The organism is Pseudoalteromonas sp. 23_GOM-1509m, from assembly GCF_000518425.1.
In the GTDB taxonomy this organism is placed as follows: Bacteria; Pseudomonadota; Gammaproteobacteria; order Enterobacterales; family Alteromonadaceae; genus Pseudoalteromonas; species Pseudoalteromonas tetraodonis.
Genome location: NZ_JADO01000015.1, coordinates 42,260 through 64,395, shown reverse-complemented (window position 1 = coordinate 64,395; position 22,136 = coordinate 42,260). Strand labels below are relative to the sequence as shown.

Below are 22,136 nucleotides of genomic sequence, written 5' to 3'. Positions count from 1 at the left end.
CTAATTTGGCGTTACCAGCATTAACTTTGCCTCTTTTCCATCCGTTAATATCGCTACATTACCTTCAGCAGTGACAAACACATCTCTGAGCCTGCCTGTGGCTTCTGGAAAAATATGAGTCTGGGTGTATTCACCATTAGCTAAATTAACACTGTAGAGCTTTTTATCGACCAATGTAGTAATAAGCACGTGACGTTGCAGTGAAGGGAAGGCTGTATGGTTAGAGCCATAATATGCCATGCCTGATGGGGCGATTGAGGGCGTCCAATCTACGGCTGGTTTAGCCATTCCAGGGTAGTCTCTAAAGGGGGAAATACGTGCTTGTGAATAATCGTCGCCGTTGGTTATTACTGGCCAGCCGTAATTGGTGCCAGCTGTTAAATAGTTGAGCTCGTCACCGCCTGCGGGGCCGTGTTCGTGGCAAATAATTTGCTGTGTATCGTGATCATAAACCAAGCCTTGCAAGTTACGGTGCCCGAGTGAATAAATGGCATGCGCGTTAGCGTTTTTGTGACTAAGAAACGGGTTATCGCTTGGTATTGTGCCGTTTAAGTTTATGCGTAATGTTTTACCAAGTTGACTGGTAATAACCTGTGCTTGCTCGCGGTAGTCAAAACCATCACCACTTGAAAATAATAAGGTACTATCAGGCAATACAAGCGCGCGGCCAGAATAATGCTGCGGTGTGCCCTTATCGGTGGCGACTTTATAAATAATTTTTGGCGTTGAAAATTGCGCACCATCAAACGTGGCTTTGGCTATTACTAGCCTGTTTGCATCAAGCTCACCTTGGGCGTAAGTGAATATAATTTCTTTTGATTCACTGTAATTTGGCGAAAGCACTACATCAAGTAAACCACCTTGCCCTGCAACGTATAAGCCCTCGAAGTTTATTTTAACTCGGGTTTGTTGGTTGTTTTTAATGATAACAACATGGCCATCACGCTCGGTGATTAACCAAGTATTGTTTGGGAGTTTAACCATACTCCACGGTGAATTGAGCCCTGTTGCTAAAGTACTAGCTGTGTATTGCTGTGTTGGTAGCTCGGCACTGGCGTGACAAGAAAACGCTAAAAGTGACAGTAGCGTAATACAATATAGAGATTGTTTACCCTGCAAGCCTTTGCTAGTGTAAGGAAAAAGTTTCATTTTAAGTTGAGATAACCATGCAGTTTTTAACACGTATACTCCCGTCATTTTTAGTTTCTTGGTTACTTACATTCACTCTTGCTAGCTTGTTTCATAGTCAATACGTTGTCAATCAATTAGTTAATGTAGGTGTTGTAGTGGGCTTTAATGACCGTGTTAACTTAATCCTTGAAGATTGGCTCGGCTTGCTACCGACCTATGGCGCTATTATTGCGATTGCACTTGCTATCGCGTTTTTGGTTACTTGGTTTATTGCTAAAAAAATGAACAAGCAAGGTACACAACTATTTGTTATTGCTGGTATTGTAGCATTTGCTACCGCGTTAATTGCGATTGAGTCAATTATGAATATTACTATTATTGCAGGTGCAAGAGGTTGGGGTTTTTATGCGCAATTATGTGCAGGTGCAGTAGGGGGTTATGTATTTGCAAAACTTATTAAGGAAAATAAGCACAAGGCAGCGCATCACGGCTTTTAAGTCAGTATTGGTCTGCAATGTAAAAAGCCGCTATTAATATAGCGGCTTTTGTGTGTATAAATTGCGTCGTGATATCAAAAAATCAAACTAAACAGCTTGTAACCACTTAAGCCAAAAATAAGCACTAACACCGGTAAAGTAAGTAAGTTTACCAACATTGAGTTGGTGTATTTGCCCATTACTGATTTTTGGTTAACCAGCCACACTAGGTAGGTGGTTACAATAGGCAGTAATAAGCCATTAGCTGCTTGGGCAAAAATTATCACCGCGACAGGGTCTAAACCCAGAGACGCCACGGCGGCACCAAATAATAAAATAACAATGGCGACACTTTTAAAGCGGGTGTTATCCATTTTATTTGACCAACCTAACATGCCACATACTGCATATGCTCCGGCAAGGGGGGCTGTAATTGCGCTGGTTAAACCTGCTGCAAATAAGCCAATAGCAAAAAAGTAATGGGCGGCATCGCCAAGTAATGGCTCAAGTTGTACCGCCATGTTAGCAGCGCTAATTTGCCCTGCATCTGTGCCATAAAATGCCACTGACGCGGTTGATAAAATAGCCAGCGTGATCACGCCACCTAAGGTGATAGACACACCCGTATCTACATTAGTTTGCTTAATGACTTTTTGCTTATCACTTTTGCTGTCGTGTCTTGCAGCTAAAACACCTGAGTGTAAAAATAAGTTATACGGCACTATGGTGGTGCCCACTAATGCCAATACCGTGGTAATTGAACCCTCTGGCATACTAGGAATAAAGCCTGCTAACACATCACTCAGCGAGGGAGCAGCCATAACTAACGTAGAGATAAACACTAGGCTCATTAAAATCACTAATAAAATAAGCGCGTTTTCAACGACTTTGTGTTTACCGCTGTAAAGTAACACCGCACTTAAAAATGCAATGAGTGGCGTCCAAAGCTGGGCATTAACATGAGGAAATATTTCAATTAATCCCATGCTGGCACCGCTTAGGTTGCCAGCCTCGTAAGCGGCACTACCTACTCCAATGGCGCTGATCACTAAAAATATAGCGAGAGATTTAAATAGGGGCGTTTCAATGTGAGCTCTTAGCGCTTGCGCTAAATCTTGCCCGGTGGCTACGCCAAGGCGCGCCGCCATAGATTGTAATAATATGGTGGCAATAACTGAAAACAGTAATGTCCATATTAGTGCAAAACCAAAGTTTGCACCTGCCACGCTGGCAGTCGTAATAGTCCCTGGTCCAATGAAGGCAGCGGTGACGAGTAGTCCTGGTCCTAATCGCATAATTGACCTTAATAGTACTTTTGTATATTGCTATTTAAAGTTACATCTAACGTTTTATAACGCGATGCCTGTATTATTGCTGCCACTTATATTAAGTGCCTTGCAGCGATAGCCGCCCCTTGGCAAACCCTTTTTTGATGATAATCATATGTTAAAAAAGGTCGCGTAGCATACCAACTTATATATAAATTTAAAGGGGGTGTGGCGCGTTTGCACAAAATTAGTACAATCAACAAATGACAGTAATAACTGCTTACCTCAGTTTAGGGCTTATTTAACGGCTTAGAGGATGACTGAATAACCTTAAATTGTTCACAGGTTTATGCCAATAACTATAGGCACTATAAACGCTTTGCACGCACTGTATTCAAGCAAAGGGTTTGAATGCCCTAAATATCAACCCATTTATGCCATCACGGCTTTAATGGCCTCTAAGCCTTTTCGCAAAGTGCTGGCATCGGTTGCATAATTAATTCGAATGCACTGGTGTTTGTGTGCCCAAGCATCATCAATACCAATAAAAAAATTATGCCCGGGAATAATATAAACATCCTGTTCTTTGAGCTTTTGGTAAAGTTGTTCGCTGGTTATTTTTGCCTCTTTAAACCACAGCCACATAAAAAATGCGCCTTCTACTTTGTGTAAGTAAACGGGGAGGTGGGCAAATATTTCATCAAACAAGTTCATTGCTGTTTGTGCTTTTTCTCGATAAAAAGGCAGCACTGAATTTTTACACAGCGGAAGGAGTTCATCTTCATTAATAAGGCGCGTTACTAAACTTGGGCCAAAACTGTTCGGCGACAAAACCATACTGCCATTCACACGGCCAATGGCTTTAATTATGTCATTGTTAGCCACTACAATACCGGTTCGCAAACCCGGTAGGCCAAGCTTTGAAAGTGACATGCATAAAATAATGTTTGAGTTCCAGGTTAAGTTTGCGTCGGTATAAATACACCCAGGGAATGGGTCGCCGTAGGCGTTATCAATGATCAGTGGGATATTATATTGCTTAGCCAATAAATCGAGATGCTGTACTTCTTCATCAGTAATGACATTGCCTGTTGGGTTAGTCGGGCGCGATACACACAGTGCGCTAATGCTGCTGTCGCTTGCTAATACTTGCTCAACAGCTTTAAAATTAATGATATATTTAAATTGGTTTGAGCCACTTTCAGTATTTAAAATTTCGATATCGGGCTTTATTGCTACAAACATATCGTCAGTTAAGCCTTGATCTGCATAGCCTACATATTCAGGTGCCAGCGGAAATAAAACCTTTTTATGGCTTCCATCAGGCATACTGCCAGCTAACAGATTAAATAACACAAAAAAATTGGCTTGGCTGCCATTACCAAGCGCTATATTATTTGCGGTTAAATCCCATGAGTATTCACTTTTTAGTTGCTTGGCCAGAGCTGCACGAAATGCATCATTACCCGTTGGGCCATCGTAAAGTCCAAATACGTTGGAAAGTGTATTATTAGCAACAAGCTTTTGTAACTCATTGATAAAAATATTATTAACCTCAGGCACTAGGGCCGGATTACCACCACCGAGCATAACAATATTTGGATTGTTACTGTTTTTAGCATCGCCTAAATCTTCCATTAACTGAGTAATACCATTAGGTTGAGTAAATTTAGTGCCGAAGTTTGAGTAATCCATAATGACCGTGTGCCTTAAAAAATGATAAGTTAGTGTAAATTAACACTATGAATTTGATATTGAAAAATTTTCACCGCTTAGATTACTATAGCGATAACCCGCTATAATCGTTTTCATATTTTAAGTAGGGCAGCCTTATCAGCAACCTTGAATCACACACTAAAACACCTTTAAACACCACAGCAGACGATTCGGTTATTACTGATACGATTCTTAAAATTGCCACTTTTAACTTGTTTAATTACCTTGAGCCGCCTAATGCCTATTATGAATTTGAACGCATATACACCGCAGAGCAGTGGGCTAAAAAGCAGCGTTGGCTTATTAATTACTTAACCGAGCATCAGCCTGATGTGATTGGTTTTCAGGAAGTATTTAGTATTGAGTCGCTTAAAGAATTAGTTAAAGAGCAAGGTTATACGTACTTTGGCGTGGTAGATGAGCCCCAGGTAATCGACGACTTTATTTACAAACGCCCTGTAGTAGCACTTGCTGCTAAATACCCAATTGCTGAAGTGGCAACTGTTGAGCATGACCATGAGCTTGCTAAAACCCTTGGTTTAACTGAGGATTTTACATTTAGCCGAAAGGTGCTTAGAGCTACAATAACCTTACCGCATATCGGCAACACGGATTGTTATGTGGTGCATTTTAAGTCTAAGCGCTCAATGATAGAGCTTGATGAGCAAAACAAAGACCTCACACCCGAAAAAAATATTATCGAGCTATTAAAAGCCGATATAGCAGGGAGTTGGGGCTCAACTATTCAGCGCGGCAGTGAAGCCACATTGCTTATGATAGACATCATTGCGCGCCGCGAATCTACACAAAACCCAATGGTTTTAATGGGCGATTTTAATAACGACCTAGCTGATGGCGTTTTAAGCCATTTACTAACAAATACACTGCGTTTTGCCCCCACGTTTGACAGTAACACTTACCTTGCAAAATATTGCCTTAACGACGCGTGGCAGTTATTTACAAGGTCGCAATTAAATTTGGCTAATCAAAATAATGAAAATACAGTGGATTTAAAGCGAAAGCCTACCCATTATTTTGGCGCGAGCAGCTCAGTGCTTGACTACATTTTGTTGTCTTGCGAGTTTGACTCAAGTTACGACGACAGCTTTTTTGAGGTGAGCCAGTACCATACTTACGATCGTCATTTAATTAACCCTGAATTTGAGCGTGATGATTTAAGCACCGATCATGGCGTGGTATTGATTAGCTTAGCATTAAGGTCGTAGCGGGTTTTGTTACTATAAATTGTAAGCTAATCTGCCGCTGACATAATTAGTATTAAGGCGCTCAGTAGGTGCCTTGATGTTTTCCCTTTCTTTTATCCTGCTGTTTTAAAAAATCACTAATAATTAGTGCATTAACTCTAATTTATATTGATCCACATCATCTTTATTAACGGTGAGAGTGGTAAATTAGTGACGATGGATTTTTAAGTTCGTTTAAATCGCTTATTACAACTACCCTTGTTGTACTTACAAAGCAGGGTTGCTTTTATATAACAAATAGCGTGCTGTATCCTAAAAATTTTTACCTTGACTACCCTCACTTACATTACTTTATACATACATGGAGTTTTAGCACATGACAATTAAATCAACGTTCAAATCTTTGAGTAAGCTCGCTGTATTGATCATTGTGTGGGGGGCTGGCTGGTATGCTTGGCAAACCTTGCAACCTACATCATTTGCTGAACAACTCCCTGACAGTGTTGCCTATGGAAATGGGCGAATTGAAGCGACTGAGTACGATATTGCTACAAAATTACCGGGCCGCTTAGTTGACGTTATGGTGCAAGAAGGCGATATGGTCAAAGCGGGTCAAACGTTAGCGGTTATTGATACTGATGATTTAAATGCACAGTTACGTGAAGCTCAGGCGGGGCTTCGTGTTGCTAATGAGTCTCGTAAATACGCATTAGCGATTGTAGAGCAGCATAAAAGTGAGCTTAATTTTGCACAAACTGAATTGCGCCGCTCTGCAAAATTATTGGAAAAAGGCCATATTTCAAAAGAAGTGGTAGATCAACAACGAACCACCTCTGCTATTGCCCAAGCAGCTTTAACCGCGGCAAACGTAAAAGTTGTGCAGTCGGATGCTGAAATAGAAGCAGCGCAGGCACGTATTGAGCGATTACAAAGCAACATAGCCGACAGCACGCTCACAGCACCAATCAATGGTCGCATATTGTATCGATTAGCTGAGCCTGGCGAAGTGCTTGGTAGTGGTGGTAAGGTTTTATCGTTATTGGATTTAACCGATGTTTATATGAGTATATATTTACCAACAGCGCAAGCGAGCAAGGTAACAATAGGCTCACAAGCGCGCATTGTTATTGATGCTGTTGCCGAGTATACATTGCCGGCTAAAGTGACGTTTGTATCTGCACAGGCGCAATTTACCCCTAAATCGGTAGAAACCCGAAACGAGCGCGATAAACTGATGTTTAGAGTTAAGGTAAAGCTCGACTCGCAGTTATTAAAAGATCATATCAAACAAGTAAAAACAGGGGTGCCAGGGCTTGCTTATGTGTTGTTAGCGCCTGAAAAAAATTGGCCTACGTCATTACAGGTACGAGTACCTGAATAATGGATAACGACGATAAAAACATTCAACAGCCACCACGTGAAAGTGTGGTTACGCTTACTAAGGTGAGCCATCGCTATGCTAATAATCGCGTGCTGGACAACATTAGTATTTCATTACCTGGCGGGAAAATGGTCGGGTTTATAGGCCCTGATGGCGTAGGAAAATCAAGCTTGCTGGCACTTATAGCGGGGGCAAGGGCGATTCAAGAGGGGGAGGTTGAGGTATTAAACGGCAATATGCGCAGCAGTGGTTTTCGTAATACGGTGTCGCCACGCATTGCTTACATGCCTCAAGGGCTTGGCAAAAATGTGTACCCAACACTTTCTGTGTTTGAAAATATAGATTTTTTTGGTCGTCTATTTTCTCAAAATCAAGCCGAGCGAAAACAACGAATTAATAACCTTTTAAAAAGTACAGGCTTAGAGGCATTTGCCGATCGCCCCGCAGAAAAGCTCTCTGGTGGGATGAAACAAAAACTCGGTTTGTGCTGCGCACTGATCCATGACCCTCAATTATTAATTTTAGATGAGCCAACTACCGGAGTTGATCCGCTATCGCGTCGTCAATTTTGGCAATTAATAAACAGTATTCGCGCTGAAAATACACAAATGAGCGTACTGGTTGCGACCGCCTACATGGAAGAAGCCGATGATTTTGATTGGCTAGTTGCTATGGACGATGGAAAAGTAATCGGTACGGGCAGCCCACAAAACCTGAAAGCGCAAACTAATAAAGATTCGCTTGATGAAGCCTTTATAGCATTACTTCCTGAAGAAAAACGCCATGATCATCAGCGGTTAGTTGTGCCACCTCGTAAACAAGACTTAAACACAACTCAGTTCGCTATAGAAGCAAATGGATTATGTAAAACATTTGGCGATTTTACCGCCGTTAACAAGGTGAGCTTGAGTATTGAACAAGGTGAAATTTTTGGCTTTTTAGGCTCAAATGGCTGTGGAAAAACCACCACAATGAAAATGCTTACGGGGTTACAACCGGCAACCAGTGGCGAAGCAAAATTGTTTGGTGAAAAGGTCGATGCCAATAACATAGAAAGCCGCAAGCGCGTTGGTTTTATGTCACAAGCGTTTTCGCTTTATAACGAGCTTACAGTGAAGCAAAACTTGGTATTGCATGCGCGTTTATTTCACTTACCTGCAGAGAAAATAGAGCCGCGCGTTAAAGATTTAATTACTCGGTTTAACCTTAAAAAATACAGTGACGATTTTCCTACCGATTTGCCCCTAGGTATTCGCCAGCGTTTATCGCTTGCTGTTGCGGTAGTACATAGCCCTGAAATGCTCATACTTGATGAGCCCACATCGGGGGTAGACCCCGTTGCAAGGGATGACTTTTGGCAGCTACTCATAGAGCTTTCGCGCGAACAAGGCGTGACTATTTTTATTTCGACTCACTTTATGGATGAAGCGGCACGTTGCGATAGAATTTCGTTAATGCATGCAGGTAAAATACTTGCCAGCGATACGCCAGCTGCACTGTGCCAAGCGCGTAATACCGACACACTAGAAGCTGCCTTTATTGAATATTTAGAAGAGGCGGTAAATGCAGCGGGAGCAAGCTCGGCGATACAAGCATCGATAACGGATAAACCCAAAGCATTGGCTAAAGCGCCGGCTACTCGTAAAAATAACATTAACCCCGCATTTAGTTTGTTGCGGTTATTTGGTTATGCGCATCGCGAAACGCTAGAGTTATGGCGCGATCCTATTCGCCTAACGTTTGCTTTGCTGGGCTCGATAATTTTGCTGTTTATTTTAGGTTATGGCATTACATTTGATGTTGAAGATTTAAGCTTTGCGGTACTAGATCAAGACCAATCACCCGAGAGCCGCAACTACATTCAAAATATGGCAGGTTCGCGTTACTTTATTCAAAAAGCAGATATTAAAAGCCCGCAAGAACTTGATAAACGAATGCGCAGTGGTGAGTTAAGCGTGGCCGTTGAAATTCCACCTAACTTTGCTCAGCAATTTAAACGCGGCCGTAAACCTGAAATTGTAGTGTGGATTGATGGTTCTATGCCGTTTAGGGCAGAAACGATTAATGGTTATATGAGCGGCGTGTATTACAGCTATTTAACCAACTTATCTTTGCGCACTTATGCACAAGTACCAAACTTAGTGCCAGCTAATATTGAATCTCGCTATCGTTATAACCAAGATTTTAAAAGCATTGAGGCCATGGTGCCGGCGGTTATTCCACTACTATTGGTATTTATTCCTGCAATATTGATGGCGCTTGGCGTAGTGCGCGAAAAAGAGTTGGGTTCAATCATAAACTTATATGTAACACCGGTTAATCGGCTGGAATTTATTATTGGCAAACAGCTGCCTTACATTTTAGTGAGTATGATTAGCTTTTTTGGCTTAGTTGCACTTGCTATTACTGTGTTTGGTGTGGCGCTAAAAGGCAGCTTTTGGGCGCTTAGTTTGGCTGCATTATTATACGTTACAGCGACTACCGGAGTGGGGCTGTTAATTTCGGCTTTTACAAAAACACAAATTTCAGCACTGGCAGCCACTACGGTGGTGGTGTTAATGATTGCCGTTAACTTTTGTGGGCTAATTGACCCTGTTTCTTCCTTGGAAGGGTTTGGGGCGATTATTGGCAAACTGTTTCCGACCACCTACTTTTTAGAGGCGTGTCGGGGGGTCTTTAATAAAGCGCTTAATTTTTCTGATTTATCAGCCCAGCTACTGCCTTTATTCGCTTTTATACCCGTGCTGACTCTGGCCAGTGTATTTTTACTTCCAAAGCAGGACAAATAGCCATGCAACGTCGCGGAAACATTATTAATTTAGGTATTAAAGAGTTGCGTAGTTTATGGCGTGATAAGGTTTTACTGCTATTTGTTTTTTTTGCTTTTACTGGGCTGATTTATGTAGTGGCTTCAGCCACGTCGATAGAGTTAAATAATGCACCAATTGCAGTTGTTGATCACGACCAATCGCAATTATCCAAGCGTATTATTAATGCCTTTTATGAGCCTTACTTCAAAACGCCAGACAGTATTTCATTGAGCGATGTTGACTCAGCTATGGATAATGGCCGTTATACTTTTGTGCTTAATATCCCGCCTTATTTTGAGCGTGATGTACTTGCAGCTAAGCAACCTACGATTCAAGTAAATATAGATGCTACGCGTATGTCGCAAGCATTTATTGGTGATAACTATATTCAAACTATTATTAACGGTGAAGTAAATGAGTTTGTGCAAGGTTATCGAACCGTTTATTCACTGCCAATAAAGCAATCGGCGCACATTATGTTTAATCCAAACATGACAAGCGTATGGTTTGGTAGCGTAATGGAATTGATGAACGTGATCACAATGATTTCGATTATTTTAACTGGCGCCGCGGTGATCCGTGAACGCGAACACGGCACATTAGAGCATTTATTAGTGATGCCATTAAGCCCCTTTGAAATAGTGATGGCGAAAATTTGGGCCAATGGGTTAGTGATTTTATTACTAACTGCGTTTTCATTATTTCTTGTGATCGAAGGTTTGTTACAAGTGCCTGTTCATGGCTCGCCAGGCTTATTTTTATTTGGCGTTGCTATTCATTTATTTGCGACCACATCGCTGGGTATATTGTTAGGCACACAGGCGCGCACCATGCCGCAACTCGGGTTACTGATGATCTTAATTTTATTACCATTACAAATGCTCTCTGGCGGTGTTACGCCGCGTGAAAGTATGCCTGAGGTAGTGCAAAATATTATGTTATTGGCGCCAACAACGCATTTTGTAAAATTTGCTCAAGCAATTTTATACCGAGGAGCAGGGTGGGATGTAGTTTGGCCTTACTTTTTAGCATTAACTGTTATTGGCAGTGTGTTTTTTATTGTTGCATTAATGCGCTTTCGTAAATCAGTGGCGTAAGGTTAGGGTAATATACCAACCTGCATAAATATTTGAACAATTTAACGAATTAAATCACCCTATAACGTTGTTAAAAATTTTTCATTTAGAACAAATAGATATCAAAAATTTTGCCTAGTTATAGAGCAATTTTCTTATCGTTAAAATAGATCCCATATCCAAGCAGATTGGTATTAAATATAACGCGTGTTTTCAAAAAAGTGGCTGTGATAAAGCCACCCGTTAACGTTAAAGCGCTAATGGGTGGCTATTGAAGTATGGGGGAGTGATACCATCCGCAATAATAATTAAGCGAATGGGGATGACTTAGTTTAGTCTTGGGTTAATTTCTAAAGGAGATAGCGTAATGGTCGCATTACTGCTTGCTCCTTTATATTCTTGATAGTCTTTGTTTTCAAACAGCGTGTAAAAAACATCAACATAATCGTCATTATTAGTAAACCATTCATCCGGCATTGCTTTAAGTAGTTCATTGGTCAGCTTAGGAATAATGGCATAACCTTGCGCTTGTAAATCAGGAATGCTCGCCATTACTTGCTCTGATATTTCTAATAATTTTATTGCTAGAGTTTTATAGTTGGTGTTGTCATCTTGTTCCATTAAGAGTAAATCAACCGCCTGCCAACGATAACGCTGCCAATGAATTAGCACCTGATTAGGGCTGTAATCGGTTTTGTCATAATCTAAATAAGGTAAATCAACGATATCTAATATTGGTTCATCTCGGGTGGGGTCGATACCCGTTACAATGGCATAAATTTCAGCACCACCTGAGATCCAAGGTTCTTTGTCATCTTCTAAGCGTATTTTTTTCAATACACTGGTTTGCAGAGGTTGTTCATTGCTTAACTGGTTTTTTGGACTAACCGTGCTTTTACTTAATTTGTTAGCAGATAAAATTCCTCTCATTACTGCAATACCCGCATCTTGTACTTTTTGTTGATCTAATTCGACAATAAAGACAGGTTGGGTCGGCATTTGGTCAACACTAAGATAATGAATGTCACCATACTGATCGAACGCTTCAATCTCGCTCCATTGCGTATCGTCACCAGCGGGTGCAAATGCAAATAAAGGGCGTTCGCCTTGCTGCCAAGCGCTAAGCATTTTATCGCTTGCCAAACGCACTTGTAACAAACTACCTGTGTTTTGTGGTAAACCTTTCAGTTGTTGTAACGCGTTGTTTGCTAAACGAGTATTTTGTTGTGTGTGCATACCTAAAGACGGTAGCTGATCCGCATTCAAAACCAGTTTATATTGGCTTAGCGTTTGTTTAAGATCAGCGTTTAATACACTGTAATTAAGCGCTATTTGTTTTGCGAAATTGCGTTTAATGGTGGCTACGTCTTTGTATTGCGCCAACTTAGCCAAGTTTTCACCTTTTTCGATTTCATATTGAGCTGAAAAAGCGGGCGCTGATACACAGTTCAATAGCGCTAAGGTTACCAAGCATTTGGTTATTTTATTCATCATATTCATTTTACCGTTCCGTTATCAGTAACACTATAAAACAACACTTAGAATAAATACTCAAATAAAAATTATAAAATACGCAATTAGTACTGGTTTTAAGTTGCGCTCAGACTCTAAAAAAATACCAAGACGCTGTGATAGAGTAAGTTTTATATAAAGAATGAATCTATTACAAAAAATTATTTTACTAAAAAGTAATTACTATATACATCAGTGGCTTATCTTTGGCTTGATAGTTGCTGTAACTACTACTCTAATAACAACACAAAGGATTAAACAATGACCGATATAGCACATTCAGCGTTTATAGCATTTTATTTATATTTAATTATGATGTTAGTTCAGTGGGCAGTGGCAACGTTTAGTAAAGCCAAACAGCCTGGGGCTGTACCAGGAAAAATTGATAAAGACCTATCTCATGAGAGTTTTATATTTAGAGCGCATCGCACCTTTCATAACACATTAGAAAACAGTGCGTTATTTATAGGAACGGTTTTATTTGCCTTTGTGATTAATTACCACAGTTCGGTTTTTGCAATCTGTATTTGGATTTATGTTACTGCACGTTTAATTCATATGGCACTGTATTACGCCATTGCCACCGAGAAAAACCCCAGCCCGCGTAGTTACTTCTTTTTGATTGGTGTGATTGCAAACATTGTGATGTTAGTGCTGTTAGGACTGCGATTAGCAAGCTAATTAAATGATTAAAGCGAAAAGCAGACAGTCCCTAGCTTTTCGCTTACTTATTTTATTGGGCTGGCTTTGTTTTTCGCGTCACAATAAAACACATTAATGAGCCTAATGTAACTAATACTACGCCTTGCCAAAATGCGTTGGTGAGCGATAGTGATAAGTAAATAGAGGCAAATAGCGTAGACAATACAGGGATAAAGTAAGACAAGGTGCCTAAAAACACTAGGTCACCGCCAATGATTGCTTGGTTCCATAGTGCGTAACCTCCACCAATAACCACCCCTGCCAGCAATAAAGTAAAACTAGAATATACGTTAAACTCAAAGCTGGGTTCATTACTCAGTCCGTAACTTATCCATAAAGAAATTGCCGTGGCTGCAAAAAACACATTAATGGCATTTTTACCCTCGCTAAGTTTAACCGTTACACTGCAATACACAGCCCAAATAAACGCTGCTGCAAACGCCATAGAGTAGGGTAATGGGTTGTCGCTAATATTAGCGGTTAATACAGCCATAGATAAACCACTGTTGCCAGCAATACACCATGCAACGCCTAAAAACGCAATCAGTATGCTCGGGTAGACTAATACGCTTACTTTAGTGCGGTTAATAATAATCGAAAATAAAATGGTTAACGCTGGCCAAAGGTAGTTAATAATTGCCATTTCTAACGCTTGCTGGCGACTATTTGCAAAGCCGAGGGATAACGCTAAACACATTTCGTAAATAACAAATAAGCTGCCACCAAAGACTAAATAGCGTTTTGGGTAATTGCTTAGCCTTGGTACACCCATGACTAATATTAAAAAAATCGCACTGACGCTGTAAATTAAAGCAGCACCGCCAATTGGGCTGAATAATTCTGATAAATCACGAATAAAGGCAGTTAAACTGCTCCAAAGTAAAATAGCGAACACCCCATAGAGGGTGTATTTATGTTTGCTTAAAAATGACATGGTGAATTGCTTGATGAATGATAAAAAGTCAGCCGCGAATGTGACATTTTAAAAACAGTGGGGCAAGAGGTAGACTATAAAATTCGACTAAATAACTATAAATAGCTTTAAAATCAAATAATAAGTTTAATTTTAGTAAACAAGAGCAGGCTATAATAATGGCCCGCCCTCAATTAGTTTAATTACTCAACGCCAATAAAGCCGCCGGTTTGATGTGCCCAAAGAGCAGCGTAAATGCCGCCTTGGGCAATTAATTCATCGTGACTGCCTTGCTCTACAACGCCGCCTTCATCAAGCACGATGAGTCTGTCCATTTGTGCAATGGTCGATAATCGATGGGCAATGGCGATTACTGTTTTACCTGTCATTAAATCATCTAAGCTTGCTTGAATAGCCGCTTCAACTTCAGAGTCTAAAGCGCTGGTGGCTTCATCAAGTATGAGGATTGGTGCGTTTTTAAGTAGTACGCGTGCAATGGCAATACGTTGGCGTTGACCGCCTGACAGAGTGACCCCTCGTTCGCCTACTTGCGCATCAAAACCTTTATTGCCTTTGCTGTCTTCTAAATCGGTTATAAAATCAAGGGCTTTTGCTTGCTTAGTGGCATCGAGCATTTCGGCTTCGGTTGCATCAGGCCTGCCGTATAAAATGTTATCTTTTACTGAACGATGCAGTAATGAGGTATCTTGGGTAACCATAGCAATATAGCGGCGCAGGCTTTCTTGGCTTACATCCGTGATATTTTGGCCATCAATACTGATATTGCCTTTGTCGGTGTCGTAAAAGCGCAGCAACAAGTTAACTAAGGTGGATTTACCCGCGCCAGAGCGACCCACTAAGCCGATTTTTTCACCGGGTTTAATGTTTAAGTTTAATCCGTTTATTACGGGGCCACGGTTATTTTCATTCGCGGCTTTACCGTAATTAAAATGTACATTATTAAAGTCGATTGCCCCTTGGGTGACCTTTAACGTTTCGGCTTCTGGTTTGTCATCAACCGCAATAGGATTAGAAAGGGTGCGCATGCCATCAGCCACGGTGCCAATGTTTTCAAACAAGCTGCTAATTTCCCACATGATCCATTGGGCCATGCCATTGAGCCTTAACGATAAACTCAATGCCACGGCAATCGCTCCTGCACTAATGGCGCTTAACGACCATAAATACAAAGACACTGCTGCCACTGAAAACACTAACAAATAGTTTAAGCTTTGAATAACCACGTTTAAGCTGGTGACCAAGCGCATTTGTTTATAAACAGGCTGTAAAAATACATCCATACTTTGTTTAGCGTATTGTTCTTCGCGTTGAGTATAGGAAAACAATTTAATGGTTGAAATATTTGTGTAGCTGTCGACGATACGGCCGGTCATTTCTGAGCGTGCATCAGCTTGTGAACTGGCAATACTTTTTAATCGGGGTACAAAGTAAATTTGCACGCAAATATACAATGCTAACCACACTAATAATGGCAACATTAAACGCCAGTCTGAGGCGGCCACTAAAAACACCATTGAGCCAAAATAAACAGCAATGTACATAAGTACATCAAGTAACTTAGTGACTGACTCACGTACTGCTAATGAGGTTTGTAATACTTTTGTAGCGATACGCCCAGCAAATTCGTTTTGATAAAAGCTGACACTTTGACGCAGTAGATAACGGTGTGCCAACCAACGAATCGACATAGGGTAATTGCCCAATAGCGATTGATGTAAAATAGCTGATCTAAAAAACACCACTACAGGCATGACGACTAAAAGCATTAACCCCATTTTTATTAACGCGGATTGTTGCTGCGAAAACAGCTCTTCAGGTGTGTATTCGCCAAGCCAGTCAACCAGTTGGCCCATATAACTAAATAAAGACACCTCTAAAATAGCGAGTAATGCGGCACTGAGCGACATAAGCACTAACGACAATTCCATGCCTTTGGTGTAGTGACGACAAAATGCAAAAAGGGTTTTAGGAGGCTGAGATGGAGAACGCTCTGGGAACGGTTTAGTCATCCGTTCAAATAGTCGATACATATTAACTGCTTAATTAAATATTTATAAAGATGTCCCACTATACCATTGTAAAACACAAAGGCGCAGTGGGAATGAGGTGTGCGTCGGTTAACTCAAGTTGAGTTAACCGTTTATAGCTTGGTGTGGCCGGTTTTATTTTTTACCAGCCAATACGATATACCAAGTGCTAAGGTAACTAACGCAAGGCCAACAATTTGCTCTGAGGTCACTAATTTTAAATCGAGGACAATAATTTTACGCGCCACAGCCATCAATGCGGTAGCAATAACCAGTTCAACGGGCAGCGAGCTAGAGCCCAAATATAACCGGATATTAGTAAATATTTCTACCGCAATTAGCACCACCATAAAGGCACCAAAGGTTTGCAGAATGTCTTCAATATTTAATAAAAAATAAGGCGGAGAACTTAACCGCATGTATAAAACATACACTACATCAGCAATACTCCAAAAAATAACCAGCACCATGAGCACTGCCAGTATTTTAATTGCAAAGCGAATAGCATGATGTAAATACTGCATCAGGGGATCAACATGATCCTCTGGTAATTCTTCGTGTTTCTTCATGTTATTTCAGCACCTTATTGATTAAATTAGCCTTTATAAAATGATAGCTGATTAATTATGTTTAGCACTATATACGGTCAAAACAGTATAAGTGATTATTTTTATTAAAATAGTGTGCTTGAACAGGGGACTTGTTTGGTGTGGGTTAAATTCTAAGTAAAATTCAAGGTGTTAATAATATGTAATTAAGCGTGTGATTTTTAGTGTCTATCTCAAAAGGTTTGCGGTTATTGGTTTCTGCTGTCATGTTGGTGGTATTCATTATGAGGATAAAAACGCTATGTCTTATTTAGGTTTAAAGTTAGTTAATCGACTTATAAAGTATGGTGTGTTGGCATCATTAAGTTCTGTAACGCTTACAAGCTTTGCTGGCGAGTCTACACAACAAGCATCATTGCATAAAATTGCACAAGAAATTTCGGCGCAGCGTATTGAGAGTGATATTCAAACGCTGGTGGGTTTTGGTACGCGACATACGCTATCAGAGACTAAGTCTGATACACGTGGTATTGGCGCGGCAAGGCGTTGGATAAAAAAAGAATTTGAAGCGATTTCGGCACAATGTGGTGGCTGCTTAGAAATAATAGAAGTAAAACAAACCATTTCGGGAGAAAAGCGTATTCCTAACCCTGTAGAAGTGGTTAACATAATTGCGATTCAGCGCGGCAGTACTGAGCCTAATCGTATGGTGATGATGTCGGGTGATATAGACTCGCGCGTTAGTGATGTAATGGATTTTACCAGCGATGCGCCAGGTGCAAACGATAATGCTTCAGGGGTTGCCGGTGTTATTGAGGCAGCGCGTGTTTTATCGAAATATACATTTAATGGCTCGGTTGTTTACGCGGCGCTCTCAGGTGAAGAGCAAGGTTTATTTGGCGGTAAAATTTTAACCGCTTATGCGCAAAAAAATAATTGGCAGGTTCATGGTGTTTTAAATAACGACATGATTGGTAATATTACCGGTATTAATGGCGTAACCGATAACACCACTGCACGTATTTTTTCTGAAGGGACGCGAGTGGTTGAAACCAAAGAGCAAGCACGTACTCGTCGTTTTACAGGTGGCGAAGTTGACTCAGCGAGTCGTAATTTAGCGCGTTACATAGACACCATTGCCGATAAATACATTGAAAATTTAGACACTATGCTGGTATACAGACTCGACCGATTTGCTCGAGGAGGGCATCATCGCCCATTTAATGATGCGGGCTTTGCGGCTGTACGTATAATGGAAACTAACGAGCATTACGACCGTCAACATCAAGACCTACGCACCGAAAATGGCATAGTGTACGGTGATACCATTGATGGGGTTGATTTTGATTACGCCGCAAAACTCACGTCATTGAATGCGGTGAGCCTAGCGTCAATGGCATGGGCACCAGCGCCACCGAAAGAAGTGAAAATTAGTGGTGCCGTACGCGCCAGTACCACACTTTCTTGGCAACCATCGGATGATAAAAATATTGCCGGTTACAAAATTTACTGGCGCTATACGAGTGAGCCACAATGGCAATACAGCCAATGGGTTGATAATGTTAGCGAGTTTACGCTTAAAAATGTGGTTATTGATAACTACTATTTTGGCGTTGCTAGCGTGAATAAACAGGGTGTTGAATCGCCAGTGGTGTTCCCCGGTGATGTGGGGTCGTTTGATCACAACATAAAATAATCGGTTTGCTTAAAAACCCAGCAAACAGCTGCGAATAAGGTGTTAAGCACGCTATTTATGCTTGCGCCTTATTTGTTATGCCCTTAAAGTGTAAACAAAGAAGTAAAAAGGTTATTAAAATGCAGCAACAAGAACAAAAACCATTAACACCAGAGCAGCAAGCTGAACTTCAGCAACAAGAAATTCAATGGCAGCGCGAATGTTTTCAAAATGCGCAAAAACATTTAGCTGAAAAAGGCATTATGCCCAAAACATTGCTTGAAAAAGAAAGTCGCTTTTTAGCGCCATTATGTGCGCTTTGGAAATTTAAAGCGCAAAACGGTAAAAGCTACTGGGTGATCACCGGTCGTTTACCAACCGATCACGCAGAAGCGTCTGCAGCAAAAGATGCACGCGATGCTATGCGTTATTTTTCACTGCAGTGGCAGTTAAAGGCCGATCAAATTATTACCGCGGGTGCGCGAGATAAAACCCAAGCTGATTTTGCAAATTTACTGATAAACCGTGCTCATGGCTTATATGAAATGCATGAAAACGAGCAGCTGTGGGCAAAAGAACCCGCTTAATAAGTAAAAGTGAATACGTGTAAAAAAACCTAACTTAGTGACCTAAGTTAGGTTTTTTGTTGGAACTTTAATAATTAAGCTCGAAACATAAACGACTCTAATAAGCGCTATCTACGCGCACTGTGTTATTAGTTAAATAAATAAGACGCACATTATCACCTCGGTGAAAACGCATAGCGGGATCGCTGTCTTGTACCACCATAAATTGTTCACCACTTTCTACTTGTATAAGTAGTTCAACTAATTGGAGGTTTTCATAGCGTTGTGTCTGTTGCTGATTATGCGCAACATTACCACCAATCACTGATCCTAAAATAGTCGCTACCGTGCGACCGCTGCCACCACCAAACTGGTTACCAATAACACCGCCTAATAGGGCACCGCCAAAGGTTTTCCAACCGTTACTTTTATCGTGAACCAATTGTTGTTCACTAATGGTGCGCACCGATTTAACTTTACCAAATAACACCTGCTGCACGGGGACGGCTTTATTGCGTTCATACTTGGCAAAAGTGGGGGCACTAAATATTAATAAAGTGCATAAAAATAAGCTAAGCGTTTTCATGGTTCGCTCCTGTTAGTTACCAACCAAAGGTAGATTTTTCACGGGTTTTACGAATTTCAGTTTCGTCAGCCCATTCAATAAGGCCACTTTGCATATCCATTAAGCGCATTGTAAATTTGTAGTACACATCGGCTTTGTCAGCATTGGATTTAACAATGCTCGATAGGTTACCGTACAGCATATATTGCGCACCAATTTGTTTACCAAAGGCCACCGCAGTGCTTGGATTGATCAGTGCATCTTCATTTTGAAATGTAAGTTGTTCACGAACCGCTTCTACACGGGTCATATCAACAAATCTAAATTTTCCACTGCGAAGTAATTGAGTCGAAATTGAGTCGGTAATTGACTCAGTGTCTATGTGTTCACTGGTCTTGTTTTTAATACGCTCAACAAATACCACAGGGCGTGTATTGGCAGTCATAGTACCAACCACTGGCGAACTGAGCAGTGAGTCGGTCATTTGCGAGGCTACTTTTTGTAGGTCGGTAGAGCCAAAGTTTATATCTGTGGTTTCTACGGCTTGGGCATCACCATAACTAACGACTGCTTTATTAGCACAGCCTGTTAGTGTGAGTGCGGCTAAGCCTAAAATTGCATAGCCAGAGAGTGATTTGAATTGTTTATTGATCATCATGGTTTCCTTAATCTTTAAATTCTTGTGCTTCAGTAGACACTTCTCTTACAGCTAAAGAGAAAGTAACAGCATTAGGGCTAGGCGCGAGCCCTGCAAGCTGAGTTTTAGCAAAGCCAAATATTGTGAGGGCTTGCCACGGCGAGTGGTTGCCTTTAATTACAAAGCCATCTTTATCAAACCAGTTAAATTGATACTGTAAATATTGTGACTTTTTATAGGTACTTGCCAAGGTGACTACCACGTCGGTTAGGTTATTTGTTTGACGAGTTTTTACATCACTGATTAATAGCTTTTTTGCTAACTGTGGATTGTTAACATTGAGCTGCTCTTTGTAGGCGTTGGTAGTTTGTTCAACTCCAATGCCTGAGGTTACAGGTCGGCTGCTACATGCACTAAGCATAAACAACGCAATAATGGGGAGTATGTATTTCATGATGGCTCCTAAAGTTGCACTACATGGGAGTTAAAATAGTTATTAACAGAGGTTAGGTAGATTAACGTTAACCTTTGCTTACTAACGGTAAAATTTATTGGCGGTTGTGAGCCAACATTTAAGGTATGTTCGCCTGCAGTCACTGCACTGCGGGCAAGACTAATTTGATTGGGTAAGGTAAGCCAGCTGCGGGTATCGGCTTGCTCAGAAGCAAGATTATATAAGTTTGCTAAAATATTCCCCACATCACCGCCACTGCGGGCAAGCTCAGCGCGCAGCTTTTCTTTCGCCACTAAGCGCAATATTTGCCTCGATACGCGCCCAGCAACTTGCTGCTCTAACGTTTTAGCGGCCAGTGCTTCTAAGTGCACTAGCGGGCTTAGTGATAATACGTGGTCATTAATTTTGACGTTGTTAACGGTGCTTTCATAGGCATTATTTATATAAATGGGCATGGCGAGACTATAAAAGCGGGCGTCTCCCTGTGAAGTATAAATGGGTAATCGTAATTTAAATTCGTGTTGTTTTGGTATTAGGCCTTGTTCGAATAATATAACCACTTCGCCTTGGTTTTTTTCTAAGGTGTTAACTTCACCAAACTGGCGTTTAAATTGGTTATAGTCATCAGCAAAACCTTGCTGCTTAGCAAGACGCAGTACATCGTGTTGTAAATACGGATTGTTAGGTTGTATTTCGAGCGCTTTTTTATAGTCTATGTAGGCATCATCACCTTGCTTTGCCGTTTCATATAGTAACCCTGATAAATAAAACGTGTACGCATTTTGAAAGCCATTTTTGACCGAGCGAATTAAGTTATCCATATCGGGATAGTGTTGCTGTGCTTGGGCAACCGCATTATCAAATTCGCTTTGATTATTTAATAGTTCATCAACTTGTACTTTATTAGCACGGCGTATTTCAACTAAGGCGCTTTCAATATCATGTTTATAAACATAATTGAGCGCTTTGTAGCTATGCAACATACTCATTTCGTAGGCGGGCGGTGTATAACCAATAGCTGAGTCGTTGGTTAACAGCGCATTACTTTGCTCAAGCCCAGCACTTACTTGTATTTTTGCAGCTTGGCGCTTAGATTGCATTTGTTGATAGACAGTTTCAAAATGAACTAGTGCGTTATCGGGGTTGTTGGCTAAATCCGCGATACGGCCTTGTTCTAATTGGCTCAGTAAATAATTACTGTGTGTTTTGCTGTTTTTGCTTATTAAGGAGCGTGCACTCTCAATATTATTATTCGTAATGGCTTGTCTAATAGGGGTGGTATTAGTGGCGTAATCATTAAAGAGATCGTCAAAGCCAATGGTGCTGCAACCACTTACGATAAAGCAAAGACTAAAAATTAAAATGTGACGCACGCGCACTCCTTCTTATTTATTCTGTAAGGTTAACATACTGCCAATAAATACAAGTGTGAAAGATTGTAAAAAAGCGTAGT

At 40.9% G+C, this 22,136-nt stretch carries 19 protein-coding genes; 8 read left to right on the top strand and 11 right to left on the bottom strand.

Going from position 1 to position 22,136, the window contains the following annotated elements; all coding sequences use genetic code 11:
• A complete protein-coding gene (locus N523_RS0106890; RefSeq protein WP_028835863.1) occupies positions 1-1,182 on the bottom strand; it encodes a PQQ-dependent sugar dehydrogenase in 1,182 nt (393 codons plus the stop codon).
• Between N523_RS0106890 and N523_RS0106885 the strand changes: the two genes are divergently transcribed.
• Positions 1,167-1,628 carry a hypothetical protein gene (locus N523_RS0106885; protein WP_028835862.1) on the top strand — a complete coding sequence of 154 codons (462 nt, stop codon included), beginning with the start codon at positions 1,167-1,169 and terminating at the stop codon, positions 1,626-1,628. The genes N523_RS0106890 and N523_RS0106885 overlap by 16 nt on opposite strands.
• Before the next feature lie 74 nt (positions 1,629-1,702).
• Here N523_RS0106885 and N523_RS0106880 read toward each other — a convergent pair whose 3' ends face one another.
• Positions 1,703-2,902, bottom strand: a complete 1,200-nt coding sequence (locus tag N523_RS0106880; RefSeq protein WP_024602559.1) for an Nramp family divalent metal transporter — start codon at positions 2,900-2,902, stop codon at positions 1,703-1,705.
• Positions 2,903-3,307: 405 nt separating this feature from the next.
• Positions 3,308-4,570, bottom strand: a complete 1,263-nt coding sequence (locus tag N523_RS0106875) for a valine--pyruvate transaminase (protein ID WP_028835861.1) — start codon at positions 4,568-4,570, stop codon at positions 3,308-3,310.
• 233 nt (positions 4,571-4,803) lie between these two features.
• Here N523_RS0106875 and N523_RS0106870 point away from each other — a divergent pair, with 233 nt between their 5' ends.
• The 4 genes from N523_RS0106870 (at position 4,804) to N523_RS0106855 (ending at position 11,084) form a co-directional block, all read left to right on the top strand.
• Complete coding sequence (locus N523_RS0106870; protein WP_028835860.1) at positions 4,804-5,817, top strand: endonuclease/exonuclease/phosphatase family protein; 1,014 nt, start codon at positions 4,804-4,806, stop codon at positions 5,815-5,817.
• Positions 5,818-6,172: 355 nt separating this feature from the next.
• Complete coding sequence (locus N523_RS0106865) at positions 6,173-7,177, top strand: HlyD family secretion protein (RefSeq protein ID WP_028835859.1); 1,005 nt, start codon at positions 6,173-6,175, stop codon at positions 7,175-7,177.
• On the top strand, positions 7,177-9,966 hold the full coding sequence (gene rbbA, locus N523_RS0106860; RefSeq protein ID WP_036950976.1) for a ribosome-associated ATPase/putative transporter RbbA: 2,790 nt from the start codon (positions 7,177-7,179) through the stop codon (positions 9,964-9,966). The genes N523_RS0106865 and rbbA overlap by 1 nt, the downstream gene beginning before the upstream one ends.
• 2 nt (positions 9,967-9,968) lie before the next feature.
• Positions 9,969-11,084 (top strand): ABC transporter permease, encoded by a 1,116-nt coding sequence (locus N523_RS0106855; RefSeq protein WP_028835857.1) that lies wholly within the window; start codon positions 9,969-9,971, stop codon positions 11,082-11,084.
• A gap of 306 nt (positions 11,085-11,390) precedes the next feature.
• Here the strand turns inward: N523_RS0106855 and N523_RS0106850 are convergent, their stop codons facing one another.
• A complete protein-coding gene (locus N523_RS0106850) occupies positions 11,391-12,557 on the bottom strand; it encodes a DUF3103 family protein (protein WP_028835856.1) in 1,167 nt (388 codons plus the stop codon).
• A 279-nt stretch (positions 12,558-12,836) separates the two neighbouring features.
• On the opposite strand from N523_RS0106850, the gene N523_RS0106845 reads away from it, so the two are divergent.
• Positions 12,837-13,256, top strand: coding sequence for an MAPEG family protein (locus N523_RS0106845; protein ID WP_016899903.1), 420 nt, complete (start codon positions 12,837-12,839; stop codon positions 13,254-13,256).
• A gap of 52 nt (positions 13,257-13,308) precedes the next feature.
• On the opposite strand, the gene yddG is transcribed toward N523_RS0106845, so the two are convergent.
• The 3 genes from yddG to N523_RS0106830 form a co-directional block, all read right to left on the bottom strand.
• A complete protein-coding gene (yddG, locus tag N523_RS0106840) occupies positions 13,309-14,211 on the bottom strand; it encodes an aromatic amino acid DMT transporter YddG (RefSeq protein ID WP_028835855.1) in 903 nt (300 codons plus the stop codon).
• 182 nt (positions 14,212-14,393) lie between these two features.
• Positions 14,394-16,241, bottom strand: a complete 1,848-nt coding sequence (locus N523_RS0106835; protein ID WP_028835854.1) for an ABC transporter ATP-binding protein — start codon at positions 16,239-16,241, stop codon at positions 14,394-14,396.
• A 110-nt stretch (positions 16,242-16,351) separates the two neighbouring features.
• Positions 16,352-16,807, bottom strand: a complete 456-nt coding sequence (locus N523_RS0106830; protein WP_013464778.1) for a phosphate-starvation-inducible PsiE family protein — start codon at positions 16,805-16,807, stop codon at positions 16,352-16,354.
• Positions 16,808-17,087: 280 nt separating this feature from the next.
• Here N523_RS0106830 and N523_RS0106825 point away from each other — a divergent pair, with 280 nt between their 5' ends.
• Positions 17,088-18,482: a M28 family peptidase gene (locus tag N523_RS0106825; RefSeq protein WP_028835853.1), complete on the top strand. Its 1,395-nt coding sequence runs from the start codon at positions 17,088-17,090 to the stop codon at positions 18,480-18,482.
• A gap of 119 nt (positions 18,483-18,601) precedes the next feature.
• On the top strand, positions 18,602-19,048 hold the full coding sequence (locus N523_RS0106820; protein WP_008110031.1) for a DUF4826 family protein: 447 nt from the start codon (positions 18,602-18,604) through the stop codon (positions 19,046-19,048).
• A gap of 97 nt (positions 19,049-19,145) precedes the next feature.
• On the opposite strand, the gene N523_RS0106815 is transcribed toward N523_RS0106820, so the two are convergent.
• From N523_RS0106815 to N523_RS0106800, 4 genes are read right to left on the bottom strand one after another with little or no spacing between them, the layout of a single operon-like run.
• Entirely contained in the window at positions 19,146-19,613 is a 468-nt protein-coding gene (locus N523_RS0106815) for a glycine zipper 2TM domain-containing protein (RefSeq protein WP_028835852.1), read from the bottom strand.
• Between the two features lie 16 nt (positions 19,614-19,629).
• Positions 19,630-20,247 (bottom strand): penicillin-binding protein activator LpoB, encoded by a 618-nt coding sequence (lpoB, locus tag N523_RS0106810; RefSeq protein WP_442960091.1) that lies wholly within the window; start codon positions 20,245-20,247, stop codon positions 19,630-19,632.
• Between the two features lie 10 nt (positions 20,248-20,257).
• A complete protein-coding gene (locus N523_RS0106805; protein ID WP_028835850.1) occupies positions 20,258-20,683 on the bottom strand; it encodes a YcfL family protein in 426 nt (141 codons plus the stop codon).
• An 8-nt stretch (positions 20,684-20,691) separates the two neighbouring features.
• Entirely contained in the window at positions 20,692-22,056 is a 1,365-nt protein-coding gene (locus tag N523_RS0106800) for a COG3014 family protein (RefSeq protein ID WP_028835849.1), read from the bottom strand.
• Between the last annotated feature and the right edge of the window lie 80 nt (positions 22,057-22,136).